The sequence below is a fragment of the Pseudomonas sp. AC255 genome (genome assembly GCF_979258175.1).
This window is the reverse complement of the sequence record NZ_OZ409841.1, coordinates 5388625-5413253: the sequence shown is the minus strand read 5'-3', so window position 1 is coordinate 5413253 and position 24629 is coordinate 5388625. Positions and strand designations below refer to the sequence as shown.

Genomic DNA, 24629 nt, shown 5'->3' with positions numbered 1-24629 from the left:
AGGGCCTGCGGCATGCAACTTGCTGCGTTCCAGCCACCTCAAGGCTGGAAGATCCCATGCTCCACTCCCACCTCACCACCCTCAACGCGGTCTCGCTGATCCTCAACACGTTCAAGGCCGAAGGCCTGTCGAGCGAGGCGTTACTGGCCGGCAGCGGCATCGTGGCAGCGGATCTGCAGCGTGCCGATACGCGCATCACCACCCATCAAGAGATGCAGGTCTGCACCAACGCAGTGGCACTCAAGCGTGACATCGGCCTCGAATTGGGCCGGCGCATGCACGTGTCCTGTTACGGCATGCTCGGTTACGCCCTGCTGACCTGTGCCACCTTCGGTGACGCTTTGCGGCTGGCGATCCGTTATCCGGCGCTGTTGGGCACGTTGTTCGAACTGAGCCTGGAAGACGATGGCGAGCAGGTCTGGTTCGTCGCTGCTGATTACCGTGAAAGCGCGGCGATGGCGGTGTTCAACGCCGAATTCTGTCTGGTGTCCCTGAAAGTCATCTGCGACGACTTGCTCGGCCATTCCCTGCCGCTGCGCGCCACGCGCTTCGAACATGCAGCGCCGGACTACCGCGACAGCTACGCCGAACCCTTTAACTCGCCACTGCACTTCTCGGCCAAAGACAACGCCTTCGCCTTCGACCGCCACTGGCTCGATCAGCCGCTGCCGCTGGCCGACGCCATCACTCATCAGGCCATGGCCGAACGTTGCCGCAAACAGAATCTGGAATTCACCGGACGCCAGGCCTGGCTGGGGCGGATTCGTCAGTTGCTCAGCGCACAATTGAATGCCGCGCCGGGGCTGGAGGGGCTCGCGCAGCAAATGAAGTGCTCACCGCGCACCCTGCGCCGGCATTTGAAAGACATGGGCAGCAGCTATCAGGAACTGCTCGATGAACTGCGCTTCGAACGGGCCAAGCAGATGTTGTGTGAGGACCAGTTGCCGATCTATCGGATCGCCGAGACGCTGGGCTTCAGCGAGACCGCGAGTTTCCGTCATGCATTTGTGCGCTGGAGTGGCGTGGCGCCGAGTCAGTTCAGATCCTGAAGATCAAAGATCGCAGCCTTCGGCAGCTCCTTGTATCTCGACTAACGCTCCGTCAGGAGCGATAGTTCTCGACTGATCATCGAGGGAGGGACTTGGAAGCCGCGCAGCTCCTTAGGCTTTTTGCCTGTGACGTAGATCGTGCTCCAGCCCTCCACACTCACTCGTACAGTTCGCACGGTATCTTGGGCCCGCCTGCGGCGAGAGCCCGCATTCGCAAGGTTGGACAGAGTGACGTGATGATCGCAACAGGGAACAAGTGGAGAAACGATCATGTCCGGTTTCGTTGGCGTCGACATCGCAAAGAACACCTTTGATATCGCTACACACCAGCCCAACGGCAAGCACAAAACCAAGGCCAAGCTGGCCAACGATCCAAAGGGCTTTAAAGAGTTTGAGGCGTGGCTAGAAAAAAACGCCGAGCGTTCGGCCCTGATCGTGATGGAAGCCACCAGCGTCTACCACTTGGAGCTCGCGGAATTCGTTTACAACAAAGGCTTCCGGGTCTGCGTCGTGAACCCGGCTACGACCAAAGCGTACGCTGACAGCGAACTGCGCCGCATCAAGACCGATAAAAGCGATGCCAAACTGATCGCCGACTTTGCCCGGGAAAAGGATCAAAAACTTCACCCATGGGCGCCTGAGCCGCTGAAATACCGCCAGTTAAAAGCAATGGTGCGCCGCCTGGATGACCTTCAGGAAATGGAACAAATGGAGCTTAATCGTCTGGACGTTTCCGACGAAAAGGTCAAAGACTCGATCAACTCCGTTCTGCGCCATATCGAAAAAGAGATCGTAGAAACGCATAAGGCGATCAAAAAACACATCGATGACGACCCGGATATGCGTCAGATGCGGGATCTCATCGTAACCATCGACGGCATCGGACAAAAAACGCTTGAACGATTGCTCGCCGAACTGGGTGACCTGCGCAAATACAGTGATCCTCGCCAACTGGTCGCTGCCGCAGGGCTCAATCCAAAGCTGCAGGAATCAGGAAAGCTCAAAGGTCACACCCTGATCTCAAGAGTAGGGTCAGCACGGCTGCGTGCAGGCCTTTACATGCCTGGCATGGTGGCGCTGAAACACAATAAGGCGATCAAGGCGATGAAAGAACGCCTGGAAGCCAATGGCAAGGCCCCCAAGCAGATCATCTGCGCAGCAATGCGCAAGCTGCTGCACTTCATTTACGGAGTGCTCAAGTCAGGACTGCCATATGACCCGAAACTTGCGCTTGCCCGGTGAGGCTCAAGACGGTATCTACAGGGATCGGTGTAGGAGCTGCCGAAGGCGGCGATCTTTGATTGTGAGGGGCGAATTGCGGTCAGAGGTTTTGGCCATATCGATCCCCTTTTGGCCGCTCCCGACGTTCTCCGATTCAAACTGCGCCGCAACACTGAAAGCCACCGAATCAGCCTTGCGGAGAACAACAAATGCTGACGATCTACTCAGACGATCACCACTTGCACCATGGCCGCTGCGAACTCATCGATGGCCAGCTCAAGCCGTGCTTCGAAATGCCGTCGCGTGCCGACCATGTGCTGCAACGCGTGCAGAAGCAAAACCTCGGTGCGGTCGAAGCGCCGAAGGATTTCGGCCTGGAGCCGATCGCGCGCATTCACAGCCGCGACTATCTGGAATTTTTCAAAGGTGCATGGCAACGCTGGACCGAGTTCAACACCGACGGCGACCTGCTGCCCTACACCTGGCCGGCGCGGACCTTGCGTGCGATCAAACCGACCAGCCTGCATGGCCAGCTCGGTTATTACAGCTTCGACGGCGGCGCGCCGATTACCGCCGGCACCTGGCAAGCGGCCTATAGCGCGGCGCAAGTGGCGCTTACCGCGCAGGCAGAAATCCAGCGTGGCGCACGCGCGGCCTTCGCCCTGTGCCGTCCGCCGGGACATCACGCCGCCAGCGACTTGATGGGCGGTTATTGCTACCTCAACAACGCCGCCATCGCCGCTCAGGCCTTTCTCGATCAGGGCCACAAGAAAGTCGCGATCCTTGACGTCGACTACCACCACGGCAACGGCACTCAGTCGATTTTCTATGAACGCAGCGACGTCCTGTTCACTTCGATCCATGGTCACCCGGAAGCGGAGTTTCCGTTCTTCCTCGGCTATGACGACGAGTGTGGCGAAGGCGCCGGTGAAGGGTTCAATTTCAACTATCCGCTGCCGGCCGGTTCCGGCTGGGATGTCTGGAGTGCAGCGCTGGATCAGGCCTGCGACGAGATTGATCGCTACGGAGCGGACATCGTTGTCGTCTCCCTCGGCGTCGATACGTTCAAAGACGACCCTATCTCGCAGTTCAAACTCGACAGCCCGGATTACCTGGCCATGGGCAAGCGCATCGCCGCCCTCGGCAAGCCGACCCTGTTCGTCATGGAAGGTGGCTACGCGGTGGAAGAAATCGGCATCAACGCAGTGAACGTGCTGGAAGGTTTCGAACAATGAAAAAGCGACTGATCGCCTCGGCGCTGTGCGCAGCCATGCTGAGCGCTGGCGCCCACGCCGAAGAACGCACGCTGCGCGTCTATAACTGGTTCGACTACATCACGCCCAAGGCGCTGGACGACTTCAAGGCACAGAACAGCCAGACCAAACTGATCTACGACATCTTCGACACCAACGAAGCGCTCGAGGCCAAGCTGCTCACCGGCAACTCCGGCTATGACGTGGTGGTGCCGTCCAACGTGTTCCTCGCCAAGCAGATCGAGGCCGGGGTATTTCAGCCACTGGATCGCAGCAAACTGCCGAACTGGAATCATCTCGATCCGAAGCTGATGAAGCTGATCGAAGCCAATGACCCGGGGAACAAGTTCGCCGTGCCATACATGTACGGCACCATCCTGATTGGTTTCAACCCGGCCAAGATCAAGGCAGCGCTGGGCGACGACGCGCCCGTGGACAGTTGGGACCTGATCTTCAAGGAAGAGAACATCAGCAAGCTCAAGCAGTGCGGCGTCGCCCTGCTCGACTCGCCGTCGGAGATTCTGCCGCTGGCTCTGCAACACCTGGGCCTGGACCCCAACAGCAAGAAGCCGGCGGATTACGCCAAGGCCGAAGCGCTGCTGATGAAGATTCGTCCTTACGTGACCTACTTCCATTCCTCCAAATACATGGCCGACATTGCCAACGGCGACATCTGCGTGGCCGTTGGTTATTCCGGCAGCTTCTCGCAAGCGGCCAACCGCGCCAAGGAAGCGAAAAACGGCGTGGTGGTGGACATGCGCTTGCCCAAAGAAGGCGCGCCGATCTGGTTCGACATGCTCGCCATTCCCAAGGGCGCGAAGAACACCGAGGACGCCTACACCTTCATCAACTATCTGCTGCAACCGGCGGTGATTGCCCCGGTCAGCGATTTTGTCGGCTATCCGAACCCGAACAAGGACGCCACCGGCCTGGTCGATCCAGCCATTCGCAACAACCCGAACCTGTACCCGACCGACGCGGCAATGAGCACGCTCTACACCTTGCAGCCGCTGCCTCGGGATGCCGAACGCGCACGCACGCGAGCGTGGACGAAAATCAAGTCCGGGACCTGAAACCGGCTCGTTTGCTCAAGACCCGCCTCGGCGGGTCTTTTTTTGCCTGGCAGCTTTATCTACCGCACGGGTCGCTGTTGCGCCTTTTAACTTGCCCTGCTCCGCCGCCCTTGCGGCGTCCCGACAGAGCAGGAAACCACCATGACCGCCATTCCCAAAGCCAGTGCCGTCGATATCGTGACTCAGCTGGTTACTGGCCCCTCACTGCAGGAAGTCGCTTCAAAAACGCTGCGCGATGCCCTCAAGACGCTGTATCCGAATCTCGACATAGACCCGCGTCTGGCGATGGTCGTGCAACCCACTTGGGCCATTGTGGATGGTCGAGTCGTACCCGATGGGTATCAGGCTGGATCGCTGACCAACGCCCTGGTGCGGCTCGGCCTGTCCGGCACCACGGTGACGTACCTTGATGGCGAGCACTATCTGACCCTGCAACCCGGCATGCCCGCACCCGCGCATCTGCCGGTAAAGATCGATGCCATCGGCCTGTTGCTCAACGAACTGGCGCCACTGCTGTTCATCGCCTACAAGGAGCAGCACGTCGAATACTGGGACGAGTTCACCTACCCCGGGCAACCGCGCTGGCAGCAATTGTCCGAGGCACTGCGCAACCTGTGGAACGTCGATGCCAGCGTCGGCTGGGAACCTGACGAGATCGCCATGGCCCGGGCGATTTTCAAACAGCCCGACCCGCAACAACGCCTGGCCCCCGCCCCGTACTCGGCAAAGGCATATCTGATTGACCTCGATCGCGGTAGCTCCGACAAGTCATCGCACTTGACCCTGGTCGATGCCGCAGTAGTGATCGGCACAATCGCAGACCGCAAGTTGATTCTCACCCACGCGGTCACCCAGGGCTTTCAGCGTTTCGATTCACTGGAGGAACTCGGCGAGGCTCTGCTGCGGATATATGGCGCAAGCGCCTCGGGCGAAGATCTCAAGTGGCGGCTGGTCGAACCCCAGGGCAATTTCTTCGACCAGCAGGCGTGCACGCTGATTTCCATGGAAGCGGATGCCTTGGGCGAAATCAGTTTTTTCAGGATTCCCCTGGTCAACGCATCTATCCGCATACCGGCACGGCCGGCAAACCGGCACAACCGACACCGCGCCTCGAAGCGCACTTCGAGCGTTTGCAGCCGATGCTTCCGGACTGGCTGAACGACGCACTGCCCATGGATCAGACGCGTTACAGCCGGCACCTGCTGGATCTGACAACGCTGCAGCACGAAAACAACGGCAAATCCTTTCAAAGCGAAATCACCAGCCTGCAGGCGTTCACTCGTGCAGCGCTGATCAGGCAGATTCTCAAGGAGCAGCCCGGCGCCAAAGACGTGAACATCGACAACATCGAAATCACCATCACCAGTCTCGTGGTCTGGGGCACGTTTGTATTGCCGGGAAATACTCAGGCTCAGACATGGACGCTGACCGAGCTTGCCCTGCAAAACCTCGCAGGCCTGCCGTTGGGCAACAAGACTGTGCGGTACAAGGATGGCAGCCCGGTACCCGAGTGGATGAGCGCGACTTTTCTGGAAAAACTGGTCAGCACGGTCGACATCGGCAAGACCTACCCGGCGCATCTCAAGGCCATGCTGCTAGACGACCCCGTGCAAGCGCCGCTGTTGCAAGGGCTCTACACCAGTCAGCTGCGCATTGAGCTGCCATTGCTGGCGTTGCAGCACAAGATCCGGGGTAAAGCCGGCCTCGATGAATCGGGTTATCGATACGTGGTCGCCGCATTCGCAACGACTGGCGCGGAACGCTACGTCGATGGCGAGGAAATCGTCATTCGCCCTTTGGCCTTCGTCGCTCATCGCAGCCGCTCCACCGCAGACACTGTCGACAACATGTATGTCATAGGCCCGCGCGATGCCGACAAAGGGCCGTGCGTGCTGTATCGACCGCTGTTCGACAAGACTCTGCTGCAATATCCGGGGCCCGCGAATCTGCTTTTTGCGATCCAGCATTCGCGACATTTGCGTGACTCGGTACTGGCCTGGTTGCCGGACGATGTGCGCTTCAATTACAGCCAGTTCGTCTTTACCGCCAGGCTGCCGTCGGTGTGGACGATCCCGCAACTGATGATCAATCCGACCACTGCGCTGGATATGTCAGGCGCGGTTGCGCTGGGCACTCAGGTGATCGCCAGCGATGTCCTCGCAACCCTGCACGAAAGCAACGTCAAGGCGCTTGTTACTCAAGCCGACCGGCAGTCGGTCTCCGATGCCGAAGCACGCTGGGCCTCGCTGAAACAGGGCGGTTGGGTGATGCTCAATGCCGCGCTGCCGTTCCTGGGCCGCAGCGTAGGCACAGCGGCGTGGATCTGGCAGATCATGGATGATCTGCAGGAAATCACCGACGGCGCCAACGAGCAATCGGGGAAGATCGCCTGGACGGCCATCGCCGATATTCTCCTGGCGCTGGGCATGGTGCTCGCCCACCGTGCGGCGGTGGGCGATGCGCCATCGACACCCGTGGCCACGGAGCTCGAAGAGGACCCAGCGACGACCAGACCTGCCGCCAGAATCGTCAAAGCGCTGCGCCAGCCCGATATCACCGGCCCGCAATTAACCCAATTCCATGGCACATCGATCGACAGCATCACGGCGCTGAAACGATCCCCGACGGCACTCGCCACGCTGTTGGACGGGTTCAAGGTCGGCAAGCCCAAAGCCCTTGGCGCAGCCACCCGGGAAGGCGCGTACCGAGACCTCTACGCCCACGCAGACAAATGGTACGCCCGGGTCGGCGAGCGATGGTTCGAAGTCGCGCGCAACGCGCAAGGCGATGTGCACATCGTCGATACGCGTCAGTCCACCCGACCTCCCGGGCCCAAGCTGGCCTATACCGCCAATGGCCAATGGGTGATAGATCTGCGTTTGCGCCTGCGCGGAGGCGGGCTGGAGGACGGGCGCAAGGTGGCGCAAGGCAAAAACCAGGAGGTGGCCGTATTGTCCGAGCAGATCACCGCGTTCGATTTGACGATGGAGAGCAAAGGCAGCCGTCTCGATGCCGAACGCAATAGCCTGCGCGATGCCCCTGCGCAGGCACGCGAACAAGCGCTTGCGCAGTACCTCGCCACGCTCGATTCACAGCACAACGAATATGCCGCGAACATTCAGCTGATCAAGACACTCAACTGCAAGCAATCGATTCCCAACTACCGCACGGTCATGCCGGAGCGGTTGGACATGCAATTGTTTCTGGGGCAGGAGTGGCTCAGCAATAACGCTTCGGATTACCAGCAACGCGTACTGAGGGTGCAGGCGATACTGGACGACGAACTGCGCGGCGAATCGCAGGCAGTCACCTCTGCGTTTGAACAGTTGAACGATGCCACTCAAACCATTATCGAGAAAATGGAGTCGGCTGAAGCCTGCCTGGATGAACTGACCAGGCTGGGACCTGATGGCCTGGAGATAAAGCAGAAATACAACATCAGCCTGGCGCCCTACCCGCTGGATGATCTGAAGACTCTGCAAATCAGTCTCGGCCAGTACACCTGCATCAAGCCCGGCGATTCCACCGCTCATGTCGAGGCACAACAAGCGCTGGCCAGTCTGTTCGAAGATGCTGCGCTGAACGTTCAGAGTTCGCGGGACCTGAGCGCCGATGAAAGCCTCAGTGATCTGCGCATACGCATCGACGCCCTGAGTCAGGTGAGCGAACAGTTCGCTTCCGTGGACAAGCGTTTCGATGACCTGGCGAGTGAATATTCCGAACACATACACACGGAACGACTCAGGCAATTGCAGGCGCGCGTGGCCGCATTCAAGGATAGCGCCGACAACCGACTCGCCGATCTGTTGCGCTACCGGCATCTACTGGTGCCGCAAGCCGGTCCGTCGAGACCCGCAACGTCAGCTTCGAATCGGCAGATCATCAAGACACGCAACAAGGGCACCCTGGTCGGCCAGCGGAAAAAAGCCTCGACGGCAAGAACACCGATCTGGTCGAAGTCGGTACGGCGCTGACGAGAGTGATCGCGACATTCAAGGAGGAATCGCCAGGTATCTGGGTCGAGCAGAGTGCACGGCCTGCACCGTTGCCTAAAGCCCGGCCCAACCTCAACAAGAGCATCAGCGAAGGGCAGGCATTGATCGACGGGCTGGCGGCGTTTCATCGGCGCATCGAGTCGCGTCTCAAACGCGGCTCGCGCATTCCAGTGGAGGTCGAAGAGGAATACCACAATCACGCCACCCTGTTGCGCAAAGCCGGTGCGGCGATCGATGAAGCGTTAACGGCGAGTAACCTCACCGCTGCTTTGCACGAACCGTCCGAAGAGCTCAACCACAAGCTCGACGCTGCGGCTACGACACTGGAGCAAAAAGGCACCAGCACGCGAATCCGCCTGGTCAAGCAACAACTGCCAACAGCTGCCGGGGTCGAGTGGCTCAAGGACAAGGGCGAAGTGAGCATCTCGAAAACCCTGACCCGACGGCGTCTGAGGCGCCATCAGAACGATTTTCTCGACGAGTATCAGATTCGTGATGCGCATACCGACAAGGTCCTCTGCTATGCGCATTTCCATTACAGCAGCGTCGACGCGCCCGTTGGTGCATTTGTGCGTGGACATATGAAAACGCTCGCTCAGCACCGCATGGGGGGCGTCGCCGAAATAACGGGTGTGGATAATCAGAGGCTGATTGAAATCCATCGCAGCGAAATTTCCAGTCGCAGCGCCGAAACGCTGTTCTTCAATCTTGCCAAGCCTGCCGCAGACGCGACAGCGCCGCTTTGATCGCAGGCTCAGGTACGGCGGCAAAACCCAGCACCAGGCCGGCGCGCTGATCCATGGGCGTAGTCGAGTCGGGTAACCAGTAGCTGCTCAGGCCGTTGATTTCGACATCGACATCAGCGGCCTGAGCGATCAATTGCTGCTCGCGCTCGATGCTGTCCACGGCGACGGTCAGGTGCAGCCCGGCTGAAACGGCCGGCAACTGACCGACACCGGCGATCATCGGCCAGCCTTCGAGCAGGCAGTTGCGTCGGCTCAGCGCAGCCCGGCGCATGCGGCGGATATGCCGCTGGAAATGCCCGGCAGCCATGAATTCGGCCATCACCGCTTGGGTGCTGACCTCCGAATGCCGCACATCGACGGCGCGGCGTTGCGCAAACGCGTCGACCAGCGCTGGCGGCAGCACCAGATAACCAAGGCGCAACGCCGGAAAAGCGACCTTGCCGAAGGTGCCGACGTAGAGCACACGCCCCTGACGATCAAGTGCGGCCAACGGCGCCAGCGGTGCGCCGGTGTAGCGGTACTCGCCGTCGTAATCATCCTCGACGATCCAGCCGCCGACACGCTCGGCCCAGGCGAGCAATTCCAGACGCCGGGCCAGACTCATCACCACTCCGGTCGGGTACTGATGAGACGGCGTGACATAAGCCACCCGACAATCGATGAGCCGGGCCATGGCGCTGCAATCGATGCCGTCGCTATCTACCGCCACCCCATGCAATTTCGCCCCCGCCACAGCGAAGGCATGCCCGGCGGCGCGATAGCCCGGATTCTCGATCGCCACCCCGTCCCCCGGCTCGACCAGCAACTGTGCACAAAGGCTGATGCCCTGCTGTGCGCCACTGGTGATCACAATTTGCTCAGCCGTGCACTGCATGCCGCGCGAGCTGCGCAAATACGCAGCAATCATGCCGCGCAGCCGCGCATCACCGGCCGGGTCGCCGTAACACAGCTGCTGCAGATCCGGTTTGCGCCAGAAAGCCGCGTTCAGCTTGGCCCAGACCTCGAACGGGAACAGATCGAATGCAGGCACACCCACCCGAAAAGCGCGCGGCGGACCGCTCGGTGGTCGAGGTAAATGATGCCTTTCAATGCGAGAAAAGCCACCACTGTGGATAACTTTGCTGGATGGATTCACAGGTAAATCCAGCCAATTTGTGGATAAGGCTGTGGGTAAGCCTGTTGACAAGCCTGTGGATGAATTTGTGGATAGTTTTTCTTCGACGTGGCTGTCTGAGCCAATTGCGCCACGTAAGTACCGTCGCCGACGCGCCCTTCGATAAAGCCCTCGGCATACAACTGATCGTAGGCACGCACCACGCTGTTACGGGAAATGCCCAGCGCCGAGGCCAGGTCTCGGCTGGCCGGCAATCGCGTGCCACTGGCCAGGCGTCCATCCAGCACCCGCAGGCGCAGAGCCTGATAGAGCTGGCGACTCAGGCCTTGACGGCGATCGAGTTCGATTCCGGCCGGATTGAAAGGCATCGACAAGGGTGGCAGATCGGGCATGGCTAATGGACCTATGAAATGGCTCATCAATGGCTCTTACAACGGACCAATAGCCTGCCTAGGATGCAGGCATTCGCCAAGGAAAATCTGTCCATGTACACGCCACGCGCCTTTGCCATCGAAGACTTGTCCCAACTGCACGAACTGATCCTCGCCACGCGCCTGGCCATTCTGGTCAGCCACGGTGAGAACGGACTCCAAGCCAGCCACGTGCCGGTGCTGCTGCATCGCGAACAGGGCGAATACGGCACGCTCTACGGCCATCTGGCCAAGGCCAATCCGCAATGGAAAGACCTGCGTGACGGCGCCGAGGCGATGTTGATCTTCGCCGGACCAGACGCCTACGTAAGCCCGGGCTTCTATCCGAGCAAGGCCGAGCACGGCAAGGTCGTGCCGACCTGGAACTACATCGCCGTGCACGCCTACGGCCAGGCCGAGACCTTCAGTGATGGCGGCCGCTTGCTCGACATCGTCAGCACCCTCACTGACCGTCACGAAGCGGGCCGCGCGCAGCCGTGGTCGGTCGACGATGCGCCGGCCGACTACATCGACGGCATGCTCAAGGCCATCGTCGGGTTTGCCATTCCCATCGACCGCCTCGAAGGCAAACGCAAGCTCAGCCAGAACCGCAGCGCTGAAGACATTGCCGGCGTGCGCGAAGGCCTCGCCGCCAGCCCCGACGCCAACGATCAAACCCTCGCCCGCTTGATGCGCTAAGGAAATCACCATGACTGAGATCGACATTCGCCAGGTCAGCGCCGACGACCACGATGCCTGGCTGCCGTTGTGGCAAGCCTATTTGCGCTTCTACAACACGGAACTGCCAGACGCCGTCACCCAAAGCACCTGGCAGCGCTTGCTCGACCCGAATGAACCGACCCACGCCGCACTCGCCTGGGCTGAAGGCAAAGCGCTGGGCATGGTGCATTACATCTATCATCGCTCGAACTGGAGCATCGAAAATTCCTGCTATTTGCAGGATCTGCTGGTGGTGCCGGAAGCCCGTGGCACCGGTGTCGGTCGGCTGTTGATCGAGCATGTCTACGCTACCGCCAAGGCCGATGGTTGCTGCAAAGTCCACTGGCTGACCCATGAAACCAACGCCACGGCGATCCAGCTCTACGAGCGCATTGCCGAACGTCCGGGATTCATCCAGTTTCGTAAAGCCCTTTAAGGAGACGCGCACATGACTGCTTCACTCGCTGACTGGAAAGGCGTCCCCGCCCCCTCCGCCACGCTGCTCGAGGGCCGTTTCATTCGTCTGGAAAAACTCGACCCGGCGCGTCATGGCGATGAGCTTTACGCCGCCCTCGAAGGGCCGGGTGCCGATCCGAAGCTTTGGGATTACTTGCCTTACGGTCCGTTTCCCGAGCGCAGCGCGTTCAACGACTGGCTGAACAATCATGCGGCCAACAGCGACCCGTATTTCTTCAGCATCATCGACCGTGCGACTGGTCAGGTCCAAGGCATCCTCAGCCTGATGTCGATCGTCCCGGCGCAGGGCCGCATCGAAATCGGCCACGTCACTTTCGGTGCGCCAATGCAACGCTCGCCGAAAAGCACCGAGGCGGTGTACCTGCTGGCCAAGTATTCGTTCGAGCTGGGTTACCGGCGCCTGGAATGGAAGTGCAACAACGGCAACGCCCGCTCCAAATACGCGGCCGAGCGTCTGGGTTTCAGCTTTGAAGGCGTCTTCCGCCAGCACATGGTGGTCAAGGGCCAGAACCGCGATACCGCGTGGTATTCGATTCTGGATGCGGAATGGCCGGCGATTGGTGCTGGGTTCGAGCGCTGGCTGAGCGATGAAAACCAGACGCCTGCTGGCCAACTCAAAGGTCTGGCCGAATGCCGTAGCTGAACTTCACGGATACCCCTGTGGGAGCGAGCCTGCTCGCGAAGGCGGTGTGTCAGTCACTGCAAATGTGGCCTGACTGACCGCTTTCGCGAGCAGGCTCGCTCCCACAATTGGCGGGGTCTTTCTTAACGACGCAGTTCTTGCGCCAGCACCGCAATGTGCTCTGGCCCGATCCCGCAGCAGCCACCCAGATGGCTGGCGCCGCGCTGTTGCCAGTCCAGCGCCCAGTGCAGATACCCCGGCGGATCAAGATCGTCACGCAACGGGTCGAGGCCGTCGTTGGCCGTGGCTTCTTTCGGTTGCGGAGGAAACGCGTTGGCATACGCGCCGATATTGATCATGACGCCGAGACGCTCAAAGGTGGCGCGCGCCGCGTCGATTGCTGCGCCAATCACTTCAGGCTGACTGCAGTTGAACAGCAGGGTTTCGACGCCGAGTTCAGCCGCCACCGCAGCCGCTTCGGCCACTGGCTCGCCAGAGCGCAGGCGCGGCACTTCATCGGTGTCTTCATCCTTGAGAGTGAACGACAGCCAGAACGGTTTGCCGTCCTTCGGCAGCCCGGCGTGGATAGCGCGGGCCTCGATAATCGAGCTCTGGGTTTCCGCCAGCCACAGATCAACATGCGGGGCCAGCCCCGTGACCAGCGGCGTCAGCAGCTCGCTCACGCGATCCGCTTCGAACAGATCCGGACGATACGAACCAAACAGCGGCGGCAACGAACCGGCAACACGCACTGGCTTGCCGGATGCCTGCACCGCCCGCCGCGCCAACTCCCCCGCCAGTGCCGCAAGCGCCTGGCCTTCAGCCGCAAAGCGCGCCTCGCCAATGTGAAATGGCACCACCGCGTAACTGTTGCTGGTGATCACGTCGGCGCCGCTGTTGATGTAAGCGGCATGCACCGCCTCGACCGCCTGCGGCGCTTCGCTCAGCGCCAGTGCCGACCACTCGGGCTGGCGAAATGGCGCCCCGGCGCGTTGCAGTTCACGGCCCATGCCGCCATCGAGAATGACCGTACTTGCTGCGCCCATATGCTTTTCACTCATATGCTTATGAAAATAACTCACTATCAGAGTCGTTCTTATAACTATTTAATACGCACCACTCGGTTAATAACAACCTCTTTTTTCAACAGGAAGCGACTGTGAAACTCCAACCGCTATTGGCCCTGGGCCTGACCATTTTGGCCTCCACCCAAGCCTTCGGCGGCGCGACGCTGGACCGCGTCGAGCAGAAAAAAGAACTGGTCGGCGTGCTCATGGAAAGCTATCCACCCTTCTCGTTTCTCAATGAGCAGAATCAACTCGACGGTTTCGATGTCGACGTTGCCAAAGCGGTGGCGGACAAGCTTGGCGTCAAACTGCGTCTGGAAACGCCGTCCTGGGACGTGATCGCCGCCGGCCGCTGGAGCGGGCGCTACGACATCTGCATCTGCTCGATGACCCCGAGCAAGGCCCGCGCAGAAGTGTTCGACTTCCCGGTCGAGTACTACGCCTCGCCAGCGGTAATCGTGGTCAATGCCAAGGACGATCGCATCCACAGCGCCAAGGATCTGAGCGGCAAAAAGGTCGGCCTGACCAGCGCCTCCAGCTACGAAAGTTATCTGAACAAAAATCTGGTGATCGAAGGCGCCGAGGATACGCAGTTGCAGTATCCGTTCGAGGATGTGCAGATCGCCCCGTACGACACCGACAACGTCGCCTTCCAGGATCTGGGCCTGGGCGCCGGCGTGCGCCTGGATGCAATCCTTACCAATCTGGTCACCGCACAGCCGCGCCTGAATCAGGATCAGCGCTTCAAATTGGCCGGCGAACCGCTGTACTCGGAACCGAACTCGGTGGCCATCGAAAAGGGTGACCCGCAATGGGACGCCAAGGTACGCGAGGTGTTCGCACAACTGAAACAGGACGGCACCCTGAGCAAGCTGTCGCAGAAATGGATCGGCGCCGATATCAGCCAATGACTTCTTTTCCGACCCCGCCACAGCCACCGCAACCGGTGGCTGAAACACGCCTGCAAAAGCTCTTTGGTTTCCGCACGCGCCTGTACCTGACGTGGGCGGCGCTGTTCTGCCTGTTCGCCGGATTCTTCCTCAGCTTCGACCTGAAGTTCGCGATCATCCTCGACAAACTGCCCAACCTCGTTGGCCTGAAGCTGGCGCCAAACGGCTTCCTGCAAGGCGCAGCGCTGACGCTGTTTCTCTGCGCCTGCTCGATCATCGCCTCGTCGCTGCTCGGTTTCATCACCGCGCTGGCGCGCCTGTCGAGCAGCGCCGTGGCGTTTGGCATCGCCAGTTTCTACACCTCGTTCTTTCGCGGCACGCCATTGCTGATCCAGATCCTGCTGATCTACCTCGGCCTGCCGCAACTGGGCATCGTCCCCGGCGCCATCGTCGCCGGCATCATTGCCCTGTCGCTGAACTATGGCGCCTACCTGAGCGAAATCTTCCGCGCCGGCATCCTCGGCGTCGATCACGGCCAACGCGAAGCATCCCTGGCGCTGGGCCTGCGCGAAAGCGTGATCTTCTGGCGCATCACCCTGCCCCAGGCCATGCGCACGATTATCCCGCCGACTACCAACCAGTTCATCTCGATGCTCAAGGACTCGTCGCTGATCTCGGTGATGGGTGTCTGGGAAGTCATGTTTCTCGCTCAGTCCTACGGGCGCTCAAGCTATCGCTACATCGAAATGCTCACCACGGCGGCGATCATCTACTGGCTGATGTCGATCGGGCTGGAGCTGATTCAGGCACGGATGGAGCGGCATTACGGCAAGGCGTATGTGCGCCGTAGTTGAGGTGCATTCAAATGGTGTCCCGGCGAATCCGCACTACGCCCATTTTCATGCCGAATGGGCGGAACACCGCGTTCAGCGACTTCAGGGTCTGATTGCCTTCGCCATGTTCGATATGCACCAGCGTGCGCACTGAAATCTTGCACATCTTCGCGAACTGGGTCTGATGCAGACCGGTGACTTCGACCCGTAAACGGCGCACGGCGTCACCGATTTCCAGAGTGCCTTCGGCCAGCGCTTGCTGAATGCTTTCGATGAGCGCCGTGCGCTCGAGGACGGTCAGACTCATTGCAGGTCCCACTCTTTCAAACGTTGCTCGAGGTTTTTCAGATGAACGCTCGGGTGATTCATGGTTCTGGCGGGCAAACCGCTGGCCGCAAGAATATCCGGCAGTGCGGCCAGACGGCGGGCATCCGCGCGCAGGCCTTCGAACAGCGCCGAGGCATCCAGCCCCGCCAACGAATCGTGCGGATCTGCGCTATCGGCCAATACGCGGCAGACACCTCGCCAATCGACATCGCCCGCCCGCTCCAACTCTTTTGGCCATTTGGTCGTACGCGTCACGCCTTCGTCATCCATGACCATCGGGGCGAGGTCATAAATAGGCGCGAGCTGGAAAGCGTTCTCTTGCCGGATGATCGCCGTGTTACGACCGTGGTTATCGGAGTTTCCGAGGATTTTATTGATCAGGTCGCGACGCAGATAATCGGCGACGAGGCCGGGAATCTGGCTGGCCTGACCCGCTTTGCGCCAGAGCCCGGCGAGCATGCGGATCACTTCCAGATGATTCATGGCGCTCCCTGGCGTCGTCACTTCAGCCAGCGAATAAATCGATTCGACGGCGAAACGCGACACCGCCCCATCTTTCACTTGTCGATCAAAACGCCGCATCCACAAACTCGGTTTGGTCGCCTCTTCCAAGGCCAGGCCTTCTGCCGCGACGGTTGCGATGCCCAATGTCTGCAGCGCTTTGTAGTAATGGAATTCGCTGCGCAGGATGTCCTGGTCGGTCTGCCCGCCCCTGTTTCTGGCGAATTTCACGAACCAGTGCTGTCGCACTTCTTCATCGTCCAATACCGCATCGGGATACAGAAGCCCGGCGCTGTTCTCTGCCAGTAAGAGCTTTGGAGCTTCCCCACCTGCCCCCGTCGCGCCACCGATGGCCGCGCCCAGCTCGTAGGCATATTCAAGAAAGCGGTTGTCGCGGCTAATGACCTCCTCGCGCTTGAATCCGATCGGCTTCCTCTCATCGACTGCTTCCGCCGATTCCTTTATTCGCATGTTGCCAATGGGTGCCGGTGTACTGCGACCCAGCAGAAAGAGATCGGCGCTGATCTCGGCGGGTCTTTCCTGACCCAGGCGGGCGAGTAGAAACCGCTTGGCTGCGCCTGCCGGTGCGATGTCGTGGACAAAGGCCGGCGTCTTCGCGCGCCGACCTTCCCAATCCAGCGGATACAGGGCACTCACGGCTTGGGAAAAAGGCGACCCGATCAACTCGATGTTTTCCACCAGATAGTCCGCTTCATAGCCAAAACTGCAGCGGCTTTCGAAGCCTTTTTCCGGATCATCGAAGTCAAGAATCATTGCGTCGAGCCATTGCCCGGCGGTGAAGATCTGGAGTGTCAGGTTGTACATGTTGATTCCATTTGCATTTTAATGCAGTTCAACGAGGAAAAACTTTCAATACATGCAATATAGTGCATACGAGCACTATTACGCGCTTAAATATCTGCAACAAAATGCAGATTAGCACTCCCATGTGGCCGTCTGAACGCAAATTAATGCAGTTAAGCGTCTGACGTGCCGCTGGTTAAGGTTCTTCAACGGGAGAAAGCCGTAGGAAAAAGAACAGCCACCACTGCGCAAAATCTCTGATTTGTGAACACCAGTGAGGATTTTCTACACAACGATCCGATGTCGCCTGCGTGGATGTGGGAAGCGGCCGACATCGGTTTTTTTCAGGCAGCAATAGAGTTGGATTTTCTCGATACGGAAATCGAACCTGATGCCCACTCAACACCTATTCGCACCAAAACACCTGGCTCTGGCTATTTCACTGGCGCTGGGTGGCGTAGCGCTGGCTAACGCCGAGCAATCCACTGAAGCAATCGAGCAGCCCCCAAGCATGGAAACGACGGAGCAGCCCGAAGCCAACCCCAAGCAACAGGCTTTGGAACGGCTCCAGGGTTTTCTCAACGACGCGAGCACAGTGCCGATTACCTTTACGACACCGGAAGCCGTGTTCAAAGGGACTGACGTCAACGACTTGATCACCCTTGCAGACGGGGCAAGCTTCACTGGCCGGCTGGATGGCGGCAAGGGCGATAACGTGTTGTTCCTGAATGCTGCGGATGGCGGCACGTTGAACGACACGCGCAACTTCAATGGGTTATTCGTCGCCCAAGGCGACTGGACATTGAGCTCCAAAGGCGATTTCCATGAAGGTGTTCTGGTCGACAGCGGTGGAGCGTTGACCAACCTCGGCAGCATCAAGGGTGATGTGTATGTCCAGAATGGCGGCAGTTTCGCCGGTAAAGGCACGGTGGGAAATCTTGAGGTGGGTGGGCTGCTCACCGTCAATGCAGCGCTTGGCGCACCACGAGTGAAGGGTAATTTGCACTTGGCGCCTGGTGCCGAATTGGCTTACGAGGTCACTCCCGCTGGTTCTCAGACGATCAAGGTCGATGGCACCGCCCAACTCGAAGGTGCCACCCTGAAGATTGTTTCGGCTCCCGGAGAATATCCGCAGAGCAGCCAATACAAAATCATCGAAGCCCGTGAGGTGAAAGGCGAGTTTGGCCGGATCGAGAACGATCTGGCGTATATGACGGCCACGGCTCAATACAACAAGAAATCGGTTGGGCTGACTTACGCTCGCAATGGTGAACCGCTTGAAAGCCTCGCTCCTACAGAAAATGCAGGCGCACTTGCAGGAAGTATTATCGAGCCAGAGCAGCCGACTTCTCCCGCTGTACCGATCGCGACAACGCCCGCTCCAGCTTCAATGACAGCGGGGATCGCAACTCCAGCCCCCGCCCTGGCCTCAGTTGCGACCTTGATTGAAGACTCCGCATCGGTGGAATCATCGATACCCGATGAAATCGTAACTGCACAAACCACCGCACAGCCCGCGTCGGAGCCTGCAAAGCCCATTAACACCGCCGTCGCCGCACTGCTGACCAGCGATAAAACCACCGCGCCAATCGCCCTCGATCAACTTGCCGCAGGCAGCAATGCCAATCTCGCCAAAGCCACGCTGAGCAGTGTCACACCCGTCAGTGCGAGCATGCTTTCGGCGATGCGGCAGCTGGACAATCATTCCGCCTCGACCTACGGCTCGCGCAGTTCACCGCGTCAGGCCGCAGGCAGCGAAGACTCCGGACGGGTGTGGGTTCAGGCGCTGGGCCACGGCGGCAAGGTTGACCGCGACGCTGACGGCATCCTCCAACATGCCACGCAAGGACTGGTCGTGGGCGCTGACTGGCGACTCGACGAGCACTGGCATGTCGGCCTGCTTGGCGGCAAATCGCAGACGAAACTCGATGCCCGCCAGTACGACGGCGACCTCGACAGCTGGCACCTCGGTGCCTATGCCGTGCGTCAGGACGGCCCGCTGTCGCTGCGTCTCGGCGCGACCTACGCCAGCCATGACGGCAGCAGCACACGGCGGGTCGTGTTCAAGGGTTTCAGCGATCGTCTCAAGGGCAATTACGACGCCAATACTCAGCAAGCATTTGCCGAGGCCGGGTTCAACCTGGGCCGCAACAACGTGACCCTCGAACCCTTCGCCAGCCTCGGCTATCAGCGCTATCAGCGCGACAGCTACAACGAAAAGGGCGGCGACGCGGCGTTGAAAGTCTACGGCCAGACCCGCGACAACTTCAGCAGCACCTTCGGTCTGCGGGTTGCGCAGGTCAATACGCTGGATAACGGCATGCATTTGACCCCGCGATTGAGCGCAGGCTGGAAACATACCTACGGTGACATCGACAGTGACACCCGCCAGCAACTGCGCAAGGGCGGCAAGCGCTTCGAAGTGAACGGCGCGGCACTGGATCGGAACAGTCTGTCGCTGGATGCGGGGTTCGATCTTGGCCTTTCGGCGGCGCACACACTGGGCGTGGGCTTGACGGGTGAGCTGGGCAGCGACAGCCGAACGTATGGCGTAGCGGGTCAATGGCGCATGGCGTTCTGATGGATTAAGCACGCCTCCTGTGGGAGCGAGCCTGCTCGCGAAAGCGGTGAATCATACAAAGATGCTATTGGCTGACCTGGCGCATTCGCGAGCAGGCTCGCTCCCACATGCGGTCCCTGACAATGACCTGACAAGGTCGGAAAATCACAGGCAAAAAAAGGGGAGCACATGCCCCCCGAGGTTTAAAGCATTGGATCGCGACTGTTATCTCAGCCTTCGATCTCGATGAGGATTTCGCCCGGGTTGACCCGGTCGCCCTTGGCCACGTGAATCGCGGTGACCTTGCCGGCAATGGCAGCCTGGACTTCGGTCTCCATCTTCATCGCTTCGGTGATCAGTACCGCCTGGCCCGCCTTGACGGTATCGCCCTCCTTGACCAGCACATCAACGATGTTGCCCGGCATGGTGGTGCTCACGTGGCCTGGTGCCGAGGCCTGTTTGCGTTTGCTGCTGCCACCACCGACAAATTCGTTGAGCGGTTCGAACACCACTTCTTCCGGCATGCCGTCGATGGACAGATAGAAGTGGCGCTTGCCTTCAGCCTTGACGCCGACACCGGTGATATCGACGCGATAGGTTTCGCCGTGGACGTCGATGACGAACTCGGTCGGCACGCCTTCGCCGCCCGCCGAGGCAACGGTGCCCGCTTCCGGGATTGGCAACAGCACTTCCGGCGTAAGAGTGCCGGCGGCGCGTTCTTCGAGGAATTTGCGGCCGATGTCCGGGAACATGGCGAAGGTCAGTACGTCTTCTTCGGATTTGGCCAGTGCTCCGATATCGGCACGCAGCTTGGTCATTTCCGGCTTGAGCAGATCGGCCGGGCGCACGTCGATGACGTCTTCGCTGCCGATCGCCTGACGGCGCAGTTTTTCATTGACCACGCCCGGTGCCTTGCCGTAGCCGCCCTGCAGATACAGCTTCACTTCGTTGGTGATGGTCTTGTAGCGCTCGCCGGCCAGTACGTTGAAGAACGCCTGGGTGCCGACGATCTGCGAAGTCGGGGTCACCAGCGGCGGGAAGCCGAGGTCTTCACGTACGCGCGGGATTTCTGCGAGCACTTCGCCCATGCGATTCAGAGCGCCCTGCTCTTTCAACTGGTTGGCGAGGTTGGAGATCATCCCGCCCGGTACCTGGTTGACCTGCACACGGGTATCGACGGCGGTGAATTCGCTTTCGAACTGGTGGTACTTCTTGCGTACGGCATAGAAGTACAGGCCGATTTCCTGGAGCAGCTCCAGATTCAGGCCGGTGTCGTACTCGGTGCCCTTGAGCGCGGCGACCATTGATTCGGTGCCCGGGTGGCTGGTGCCCGAGGCGAAGCTGGAGATTGCGGTATCGATGTGATCGGCGCCGTTTTCGATCGCCTTGAGCTGGCACATGGCGGCCAGGCCGGCGGTGTCGTGGGAGTGGATGAACACCGGCAACGACTGCTCGGCTTTCAGAGCACGCACCAGTTCACCAGTGGCATACGGGGTCAGCAGACCGGCCATGTCCTTGATCGCTACCGAGTCGCAGCCCATGGATTCCATTTGCTTGGCCTGGGTGACGAAAGCGTCGATGGTGTGCACCGGGCTGGTGGTGTAGGCGATGGTGCCTTGCGCATGTTTGCCTGCAGCTTTCACTGCTTCAATGGCAACGCGCAGGTTACGCACATCGTTCATCGCATCGAAGATGCGGAACACGTCGATGCCGTTCACCGCTGCCTTGGCGACGAAGGCTTTGACCACGTCATCGCTGTAGTGGCGATAGCCGAGCAGATTCTGCCCGCGCAGGAGCATTTGCAGGCGGGTGTTGGGCAGCGCCGCACGCAGTTGGCGCAGGCGCTCCCACGGGTCCTCCTTGAGAAAGCGCACGCAGGCGTCGAACGTCGCGCCGCCCCAGCATTCCAGCGACCAGTAGCCGACCTTGTCGAGCTTGTCACAGATCGGCAGCATGTCTTCGGTGCGCATGCGGGTGGCGAGCAGCGATTGGTGAGCGTCGCGCAGGATGGTGTCTGTTACGAAGATTTTCTTGCTCATTCTTGTATTCCTCACAGGCCTGCGTGGGCGGCGATGGCGGCGGCGATGGCCAAGGCCAGCTCTTCGGGTTTGCGCTTGATCGAGTAGTTGGTCAGTTCCGGGTGGCTTTCAACGAAGCTGGTGTTGAACTGGCCGCTACGGAATTCCGGGTTGCGCAGGATTTCCTGGTAGTACGCGGCGGTGGTCTTCACGCCCTGCAGACGCATGTCGTCCAGCGCCCGCAGACCACGGTCCATCGCCTCTTCCCAGGTCAGCGCCCAGACCACCAGTTTCAGGCACATCGAGTCGTAGAACGGTGGAATGGTGTAGCCGGTGTAGATCGCCGTGTCGGTGCGCACGCCCGGGCCGCCGGGGGCGTAGTAACGGGTAATTTTGCCGAAGCTCGGCAGGAAGTTGTTCTTCGGGTCTTCGGCGTTGATACGGAACTGCAACGCAAAGCCACGGTGCTGAATGTCTTCCTGCTTCACCGACAGCGGCAGGCCGGAAGCGATGCGAATCTGTTCGCGGACGATGTCGATGCCGGTGATTTCTTCGGTGATGGTGTGTTCCACCTGCACCCGCGTGTTCATTTCCATGAAGTACACCTCGCCCTCGGCGAGCAGGAACTCCACGGTGCCGGCGTTCTCGTAGCCCACAGCCTTGGCTGCACGTACCGACAGGTCGCCGATGTAGGCGCGCTGTTCCGGGGTCAGCTGCGGGCTCGGCGCGATCTCGATCAGCTTCTGGTTGCGGCGCTGGATCGAGCAGTCACGCTCGAACAGATGCACAACGTTGCCGAAGCTGTCGCCAAGGATCTGCGCTTCGATGTGCTTGGGATTGACGATGCATTTTTCCAGGAACACTTCCGCCGAACCGAACGCCTTGGTGGCTTCGGAGATGACCCGGGGGAAGTTCTGTTCGAGTTCTTCGCGGCTGTTGCAGCGACGGATACCGCGCCCGCCACCACCGGAGGTGGCCTTGAGCATTACCGGATAACCGATACGGTCGCCTTCGACCAAGGCTTCTTCGATGCCGGAGACGTTGCCTTCAGTACCGGGCGTTACCGGTACGCCGGCCTTGATCATGCTGCGGCGCGCTTCGGTCTTGTCGCCCATGCGCCGGATGACCTCCGCCGACGGGCCGATGAATTTGATGCCGCGCTCGGCGCAGATTTCCGCCAGCTCGGCGTTTTCCGAAAGGAAGCCGTAGCCGGGGTGCAGCGCATCGCAGCCGGTTTCCACCGCCAGGTTCACCAGCTTGCGCGGGTTCAGATAGCCGGCCAGTGGCTCGGCACCCACGCTGTGGGCCTCGTCCGCACGCTTCACATGCAAGGCATGGCGATCGGCGTCGGAGAAAATCGCAACCGAGCGAATGCCCATTTCGGCGCAGGCTCGTACGATGCGTACGGCAATCTCACCACGGTTGGCGATCAGGATCTTTTTATCACTTGGAGGTTCCCTTGAGCCGGTGGCACCACGACCTGCTAGACCCAGGTCGACGCGTGACCAAATGTTTCAATTCAGTCGCAGGTCCACACTAGCGCTGCTGAGGGATTAACAAAAATGAATAAAAATTGGGTCAGGCATAAGCAAACACTTATAGTTGAATTACCTGACCGCTGACCGAGCCTGAAAACTATGCGTAAGTCATTGATGCGTATGACATTGCGTCAATTGCAGATCTTCAATGAGGTGTGTGATTTACGCTCGTACAGCCGCGCCGCCGAGGAAATGTCCCTCACACAACCGGCCGTCAGCCTACAGATTCGTCAGCTGGAAGAGCTGATTGGCCAGCCGCTGTTCGACTATGTCGGCAAAAAACTCTACATGACCGAGGCGGCGGAAGCGCTTCAGCGCGCCAGCCGCGACATTTTCGGACGACTGGAAAACCTCGACATGCAACTGTCGGACATGCAGGGTTCACTGCAGGGTCAGCTGAAACTGGCGGTGGAATCGAGCGCCAAATATTTCGTGCCGCATCTGTTCGCCGCGTTCAAGCGCCAGCATCCGGAAGTCAATTTGCAGCTGACCGTGGTCAACCGTGGCCAGGTCATCCGCCGCCTCTCGGACAATCGCGATGATCTGGTGATCATGTCGATGGTGCCGCAGGACATGGGCCTGGAATTCCTGCCATTCCTCAACAATCCGATTGTCGCCGTGGCGCGCCCGGATCATCCGCTGGCACACATGGGCCCGTTGCGCTTGCAGGATCTGGAGCCGTATACGCTGCTGATCCGCGAGCCGGGCTCGGGCACACGTCTGGCCTGCGAAGAATATTTCAAGGAAAAGCGCGTGCACTTCACTCAGACCCAGGAAGTGGCCTCGGCCGAAGCTCAGCGCGAATGCGTATTGGCGGGTCTGGGCCTGGCGCTGCTGACGCGCCACGCCCTGAACCTGGAGCTGGCGACCGGCGGCCTGATCGAGCTGCCGGTCGAGGAGTTGCCGCTGATGCGCAGCTGGTGTCTGGTGCAAGCCAAAGCCAAACGGCTGTCACCGGTGGCGCACGCCTTCCTGGCGTTCATCCGCAGCGAGCGGGCGCAGATTATTGCGCTGGTTGAGCGTTTCGACGGGAAGCGGCGGGCGCTGCCTGCCAGTGCGTGATCTCGGGAAAATCGCCGATCTCGGCCTGAAGCTGGCGAAGTTCGAAGCGATCCTCGATTGCGCGGCGAAATTCCATGCGGCGCTGATCTTCCTGCTGACGACGGGTTTTCGCGGCGCTGTTGCGTTCTTCGTAGGGCTGAGCCATTTCGAGTCTCCCAGGGCGAGTACGGGAGTTTTACGATAGGCGTGGGGGATGACGGTTTGGCTGCGCGGGGATGACAATGTGATGAAATGTGCGCAGGGATGTGCTGTTGTTGAGGACGCTTTCGCGAGCAGGCTCGCTCCCACATTTGATCCCGTTATGACCCAGAATTTATGTTCTCAGAAGCCCCCCTGTGGGAGCGAGCCT

Annotated in this window: 20 protein-coding genes and 1 pseudogene; 14 read left to right on the top strand and 7 right to left on the bottom strand. The window is 59.9% G+C overall.

All coding sequences use genetic code 11. The features are described 5' to 3' along the window. Positions 1–56 precede the first annotated feature (56 nt). The 7 genes from ACZZ0K_RS24335 (at position 57) to ACZZ0K_RS24305 (ending at position 9337) form a co-directional block, all read left to right on the top strand. Positions 57–1049 carry an AraC family transcriptional regulator gene (locus tag ACZZ0K_RS24335; RefSeq protein WP_095181211.1) on the top strand — a complete coding sequence of 331 codons (993 nt, stop codon included), beginning with the start codon at positions 57–59 and terminating at the stop codon, positions 1047–1049. Positions 1050–1319: 270 nt separating this feature from the next. Continuing rightward, positions 1320–2291, top strand: coding sequence for an IS110 family RNA-guided transposase (locus tag ACZZ0K_RS24330; RefSeq protein ID WP_252867835.1), 972 nt, complete (start codon positions 1320–1322; stop codon positions 2289–2291). Between the two features lie 188 nt (positions 2292–2479). Then, on the top strand, positions 2480–3505 hold the full coding sequence (locus tag ACZZ0K_RS24325) for a histone deacetylase family protein (RefSeq protein WP_252885037.1): 1026 nt from the start codon (positions 2480–2482) through the stop codon (positions 3503–3505). Further along, positions 3502–4596 carry a polyamine ABC transporter substrate-binding protein gene (locus ACZZ0K_RS24320; RefSeq protein WP_258707357.1) on the top strand — a complete coding sequence of 365 codons (1095 nt, stop codon included), beginning with the start codon at positions 3502–3504 and terminating at the stop codon, positions 4594–4596. Before ACZZ0K_RS24325 ends, ACZZ0K_RS24320 begins: the two co-directional genes overlap by 4 nt. A 141-nt stretch (positions 4597–4737) precedes the next feature. Further along, entirely contained in the window at positions 4738–5754 is a 1017-nt protein-coding gene (locus ACZZ0K_RS24315) for a hypothetical protein (RefSeq protein WP_463559523.1), read from the top strand. 14 nt (positions 5755–5768) lie between these two features. Further along, positions 5769–8570 carry a dermonecrotic toxin domain-containing protein gene (locus ACZZ0K_RS24310; RefSeq protein WP_463559522.1) on the top strand — a complete coding sequence of 934 codons (2802 nt, stop codon included), beginning with the start codon at positions 5769–5771 and terminating at the stop codon, positions 8568–8570. Positions 8571–8575: 5 nt separating this feature from the next. Then, positions 8576–9337, top strand: a complete 762-nt coding sequence (locus tag ACZZ0K_RS24305) for a hypothetical protein (protein WP_463559520.1) — start codon at positions 8576–8578, stop codon at positions 9335–9337. On the opposite strand, the pseudogene pdxR reads toward ACZZ0K_RS24305, so the two are convergent. Then, positions 9294–10843, bottom strand: a pseudogene (gene pdxR, locus ACZZ0K_RS24300) (MocR-like pyridoxine biosynthesis transcription factor PdxR). The gene ACZZ0K_RS24305 and the pseudogene pdxR overlap by 44 nt on opposite strands. A 93-nt stretch (positions 10844–10936) precedes the next feature. On the opposite strand from pdxR, the gene ACZZ0K_RS24295 reads away from it, so the two are divergent. From ACZZ0K_RS24295 to ACZZ0K_RS24285, 3 genes are read left to right on the top strand one after another with little or no spacing between them, the layout of a single operon-like run. Next, entirely contained in the window at positions 10937–11560 is a 624-nt protein-coding gene (locus tag ACZZ0K_RS24295) for an FMN-binding negative transcriptional regulator (RefSeq protein ID WP_122698742.1), read from the top strand. 10 nt (positions 11561–11570) lie between these two features. Beyond that, a complete protein-coding gene (locus tag ACZZ0K_RS24290) occupies positions 11571–12017 on the top strand; it encodes a GNAT family N-acetyltransferase (protein ID WP_258707359.1) in 447 nt (148 codons plus the stop codon). Between the two features lie 12 nt (positions 12018–12029). Further along, positions 12030–12701 carry a GNAT family N-acetyltransferase gene (locus tag ACZZ0K_RS24285; RefSeq protein WP_056790955.1) on the top strand — a complete coding sequence of 224 codons (672 nt, stop codon included), beginning with the start codon at positions 12030–12032 and terminating at the stop codon, positions 12699–12701. Between the two features lie 122 nt (positions 12702–12823). Here ACZZ0K_RS24285 and ACZZ0K_RS24280 read toward each other — a convergent pair whose 3' ends face one another. Next, on the bottom strand, positions 12824–13726 hold the full coding sequence (locus tag ACZZ0K_RS24280; RefSeq protein ID WP_258707360.1) for a homocysteine S-methyltransferase family protein: 903 nt from the start codon (positions 13724–13726) through the stop codon (positions 12824–12826). 113 nt (positions 13727–13839) lie between these two features. Between ACZZ0K_RS24280 and ACZZ0K_RS24275 the strand changes: the two genes are divergently transcribed. Together ACZZ0K_RS24275 and ACZZ0K_RS24270 are read left to right on the top strand one after the other, a co-directional pair. After that, positions 13840–14658 carry an ABC transporter substrate-binding protein gene (locus tag ACZZ0K_RS24275; RefSeq protein WP_016772458.1) on the top strand — a complete coding sequence of 273 codons (819 nt, stop codon included), beginning with the start codon at positions 13840–13842 and terminating at the stop codon, positions 14656–14658. Next, positions 14655–15491, top strand: coding sequence for an amino acid ABC transporter permease (locus ACZZ0K_RS24270; protein WP_122698746.1), 837 nt, complete (start codon positions 14655–14657; stop codon positions 15489–15491). Before ACZZ0K_RS24275 ends, ACZZ0K_RS24270 begins: the two co-directional genes overlap by 4 nt. A gap of 7 nt (positions 15492–15498) precedes the next feature. Here the strand turns inward: ACZZ0K_RS24270 and ACZZ0K_RS24265 are convergent, their stop codons facing one another. Both ACZZ0K_RS24265 and ACZZ0K_RS24260 read right to left on the bottom strand, forming a co-directional pair. After that, the gene (locus ACZZ0K_RS24265; protein WP_039757273.1) at positions 15499–15777 is read right to left on the bottom strand and encodes a helix-turn-helix domain-containing protein; all 279 of its coding nucleotides are present in this window, start codon (positions 15775–15777) and stop codon (positions 15499–15501) included. Beyond that, positions 15774–17123, bottom strand: a complete 1350-nt coding sequence (locus ACZZ0K_RS24260) for a HipA domain-containing protein (protein WP_258707361.1) — start codon at positions 17121–17123, stop codon at positions 15774–15776. Before ACZZ0K_RS24260 ends, ACZZ0K_RS24265 begins: the two co-directional genes overlap by 4 nt. A 370-nt stretch (positions 17124–17493) precedes the next feature. Here ACZZ0K_RS24260 and ACZZ0K_RS24255 point away from each other — a divergent pair, with 370 nt between their 5' ends. Continuing rightward, the gene (locus ACZZ0K_RS24255) at positions 17494–19683 is read left to right on the top strand and encodes an autotransporter outer membrane beta-barrel domain-containing protein (protein ID WP_258707362.1); all 2190 of its coding nucleotides are present in this window, start codon (positions 17494–17496) and stop codon (positions 19681–19683) included. 209 nt (positions 19684–19892) lie between these two features. Here the strand turns inward: ACZZ0K_RS24255 and oadA are convergent, their stop codons facing one another. After that, positions 19893–21701, bottom strand: coding sequence for a sodium-extruding oxaloacetate decarboxylase subunit alpha (gene oadA, locus ACZZ0K_RS24250; protein WP_258707363.1), 1809 nt, complete (start codon positions 21699–21701; stop codon positions 19893–19895). A gap of 11 nt (positions 21702–21712) precedes the next feature. Beyond that, complete coding sequence (locus tag ACZZ0K_RS24245) at positions 21713–23173, bottom strand: acetyl-CoA carboxylase biotin carboxylase subunit (RefSeq protein WP_463559813.1); 1461 nt, start codon at positions 23171–23173, stop codon at positions 21713–21715. A gap of 144 nt (positions 23174–23317) precedes the next feature. Here ACZZ0K_RS24245 and ACZZ0K_RS24240 point away from each other — a divergent pair, with 144 nt between their 5' ends. Next, positions 23318–24280, top strand: a complete 963-nt coding sequence (locus tag ACZZ0K_RS24240) for a LysR family transcriptional regulator (RefSeq protein WP_252868494.1) — start codon at positions 23318–23320, stop codon at positions 24278–24280. On the opposite strand, the gene ACZZ0K_RS24235 is transcribed toward ACZZ0K_RS24240, so the two are convergent. Further along, entirely contained in the window at positions 24222–24425 is a 204-nt protein-coding gene (locus ACZZ0K_RS24235) for a PA3496 family putative envelope integrity protein (protein WP_080902479.1), read from the bottom strand. The genes ACZZ0K_RS24240 and ACZZ0K_RS24235 overlap by 59 nt on opposite strands. Between the last annotated feature and the right edge of the window lie 204 nt (positions 24426–24629).

Excerpts from the sequence above, each read along its gene's own strand:
- ACZZ0K_RS24255 (WP_258707362.1), top strand. The coding sequence starts at position 17,494 with ATGCCCACTCAACACCTATTCGCACCAAAACACCTGGCTCTGGCTATT.
- ACZZ0K_RS24240 (WP_252868494.1), top strand. The coding sequence starts at position 23,318 with ATGCGTAAGTCATTGATGCGTATGACATTGCGTCAATTGCAGATCTTC.
- ACZZ0K_RS24315 (WP_463559523.1), top strand. The coding sequence starts at position 4,738 with ATGACCGCCATTCCCAAAGCCAGTGCCGTCGATATCGTGACTCAGCTG.
- ACZZ0K_RS24235 (WP_080902479.1), bottom strand. The coding sequence starts at position 24,425 with ATGGCTCAGCCCTACGAAGAACGCAACAGCGCCGCGAAAACCCGTCGT.
- ACZZ0K_RS24295 (WP_122698742.1), top strand. The coding sequence starts at position 10,937 with ATGTACACGCCACGCGCCTTTGCCATCGAAGACTTGTCCCAACTGCAC.
- ACZZ0K_RS24270 (WP_122698746.1), top strand. The coding sequence starts at position 14,655 with ATGACTTCTTTTCCGACCCCGCCACAGCCACCGCAACCGGTGGCTGAA.
- ACZZ0K_RS24265 (WP_039757273.1), bottom strand. The coding sequence starts at position 15,777 with ATGAGTCTGACCGTCCTCGAGCGCACGGCGCTCATCGAAAGCATTCAG.
- ACZZ0K_RS24335 (WP_095181211.1), top strand. The coding sequence starts at position 57 with ATGCTCCACTCCCACCTCACCACCCTCAACGCGGTCTCGCTGATCCTC.
- ACZZ0K_RS24260 (WP_258707361.1), bottom strand. The coding sequence starts at position 17,123 with ATGTACAACCTGACACTCCAGATCTTCACCGCCGGGCAATGGCTCGAC.
- ACZZ0K_RS24330 (WP_252867835.1), top strand. The coding sequence starts at position 1,320 with ATGTCCGGTTTCGTTGGCGTCGACATCGCAAAGAACACCTTTGATATC.
- oadA (WP_258707363.1), bottom strand. The coding sequence starts at position 21,701 with ATGAGCAAGAAAATCTTCGTAACAGACACCATCCTGCGCGACGCTCAC.
- ACZZ0K_RS24290 (WP_258707359.1), top strand. The coding sequence starts at position 11,571 with ATGACTGAGATCGACATTCGCCAGGTCAGCGCCGACGACCACGATGCC.
- ACZZ0K_RS24325 (WP_252885037.1), top strand. The coding sequence starts at position 2,480 with ATGCTGACGATCTACTCAGACGATCACCACTTGCACCATGGCCGCTGC.
- ACZZ0K_RS24320 (WP_258707357.1), top strand. The coding sequence starts at position 3,502 with ATGAAAAAGCGACTGATCGCCTCGGCGCTGTGCGCAGCCATGCTGAGC.
- ACZZ0K_RS24280 (WP_258707360.1), bottom strand. The coding sequence starts at position 13,726 with ATGGGCGCAGCAAGTACGGTCATTCTCGATGGCGGCATGGGCCGTGAA.
- ACZZ0K_RS24285 (WP_056790955.1), top strand. The coding sequence starts at position 12,030 with ATGACTGCTTCACTCGCTGACTGGAAAGGCGTCCCCGCCCCCTCCGCC.
- ACZZ0K_RS24310 (WP_463559522.1), top strand. The coding sequence starts at position 5,769 with ATGGATCAGACGCGTTACAGCCGGCACCTGCTGGATCTGACAACGCTG.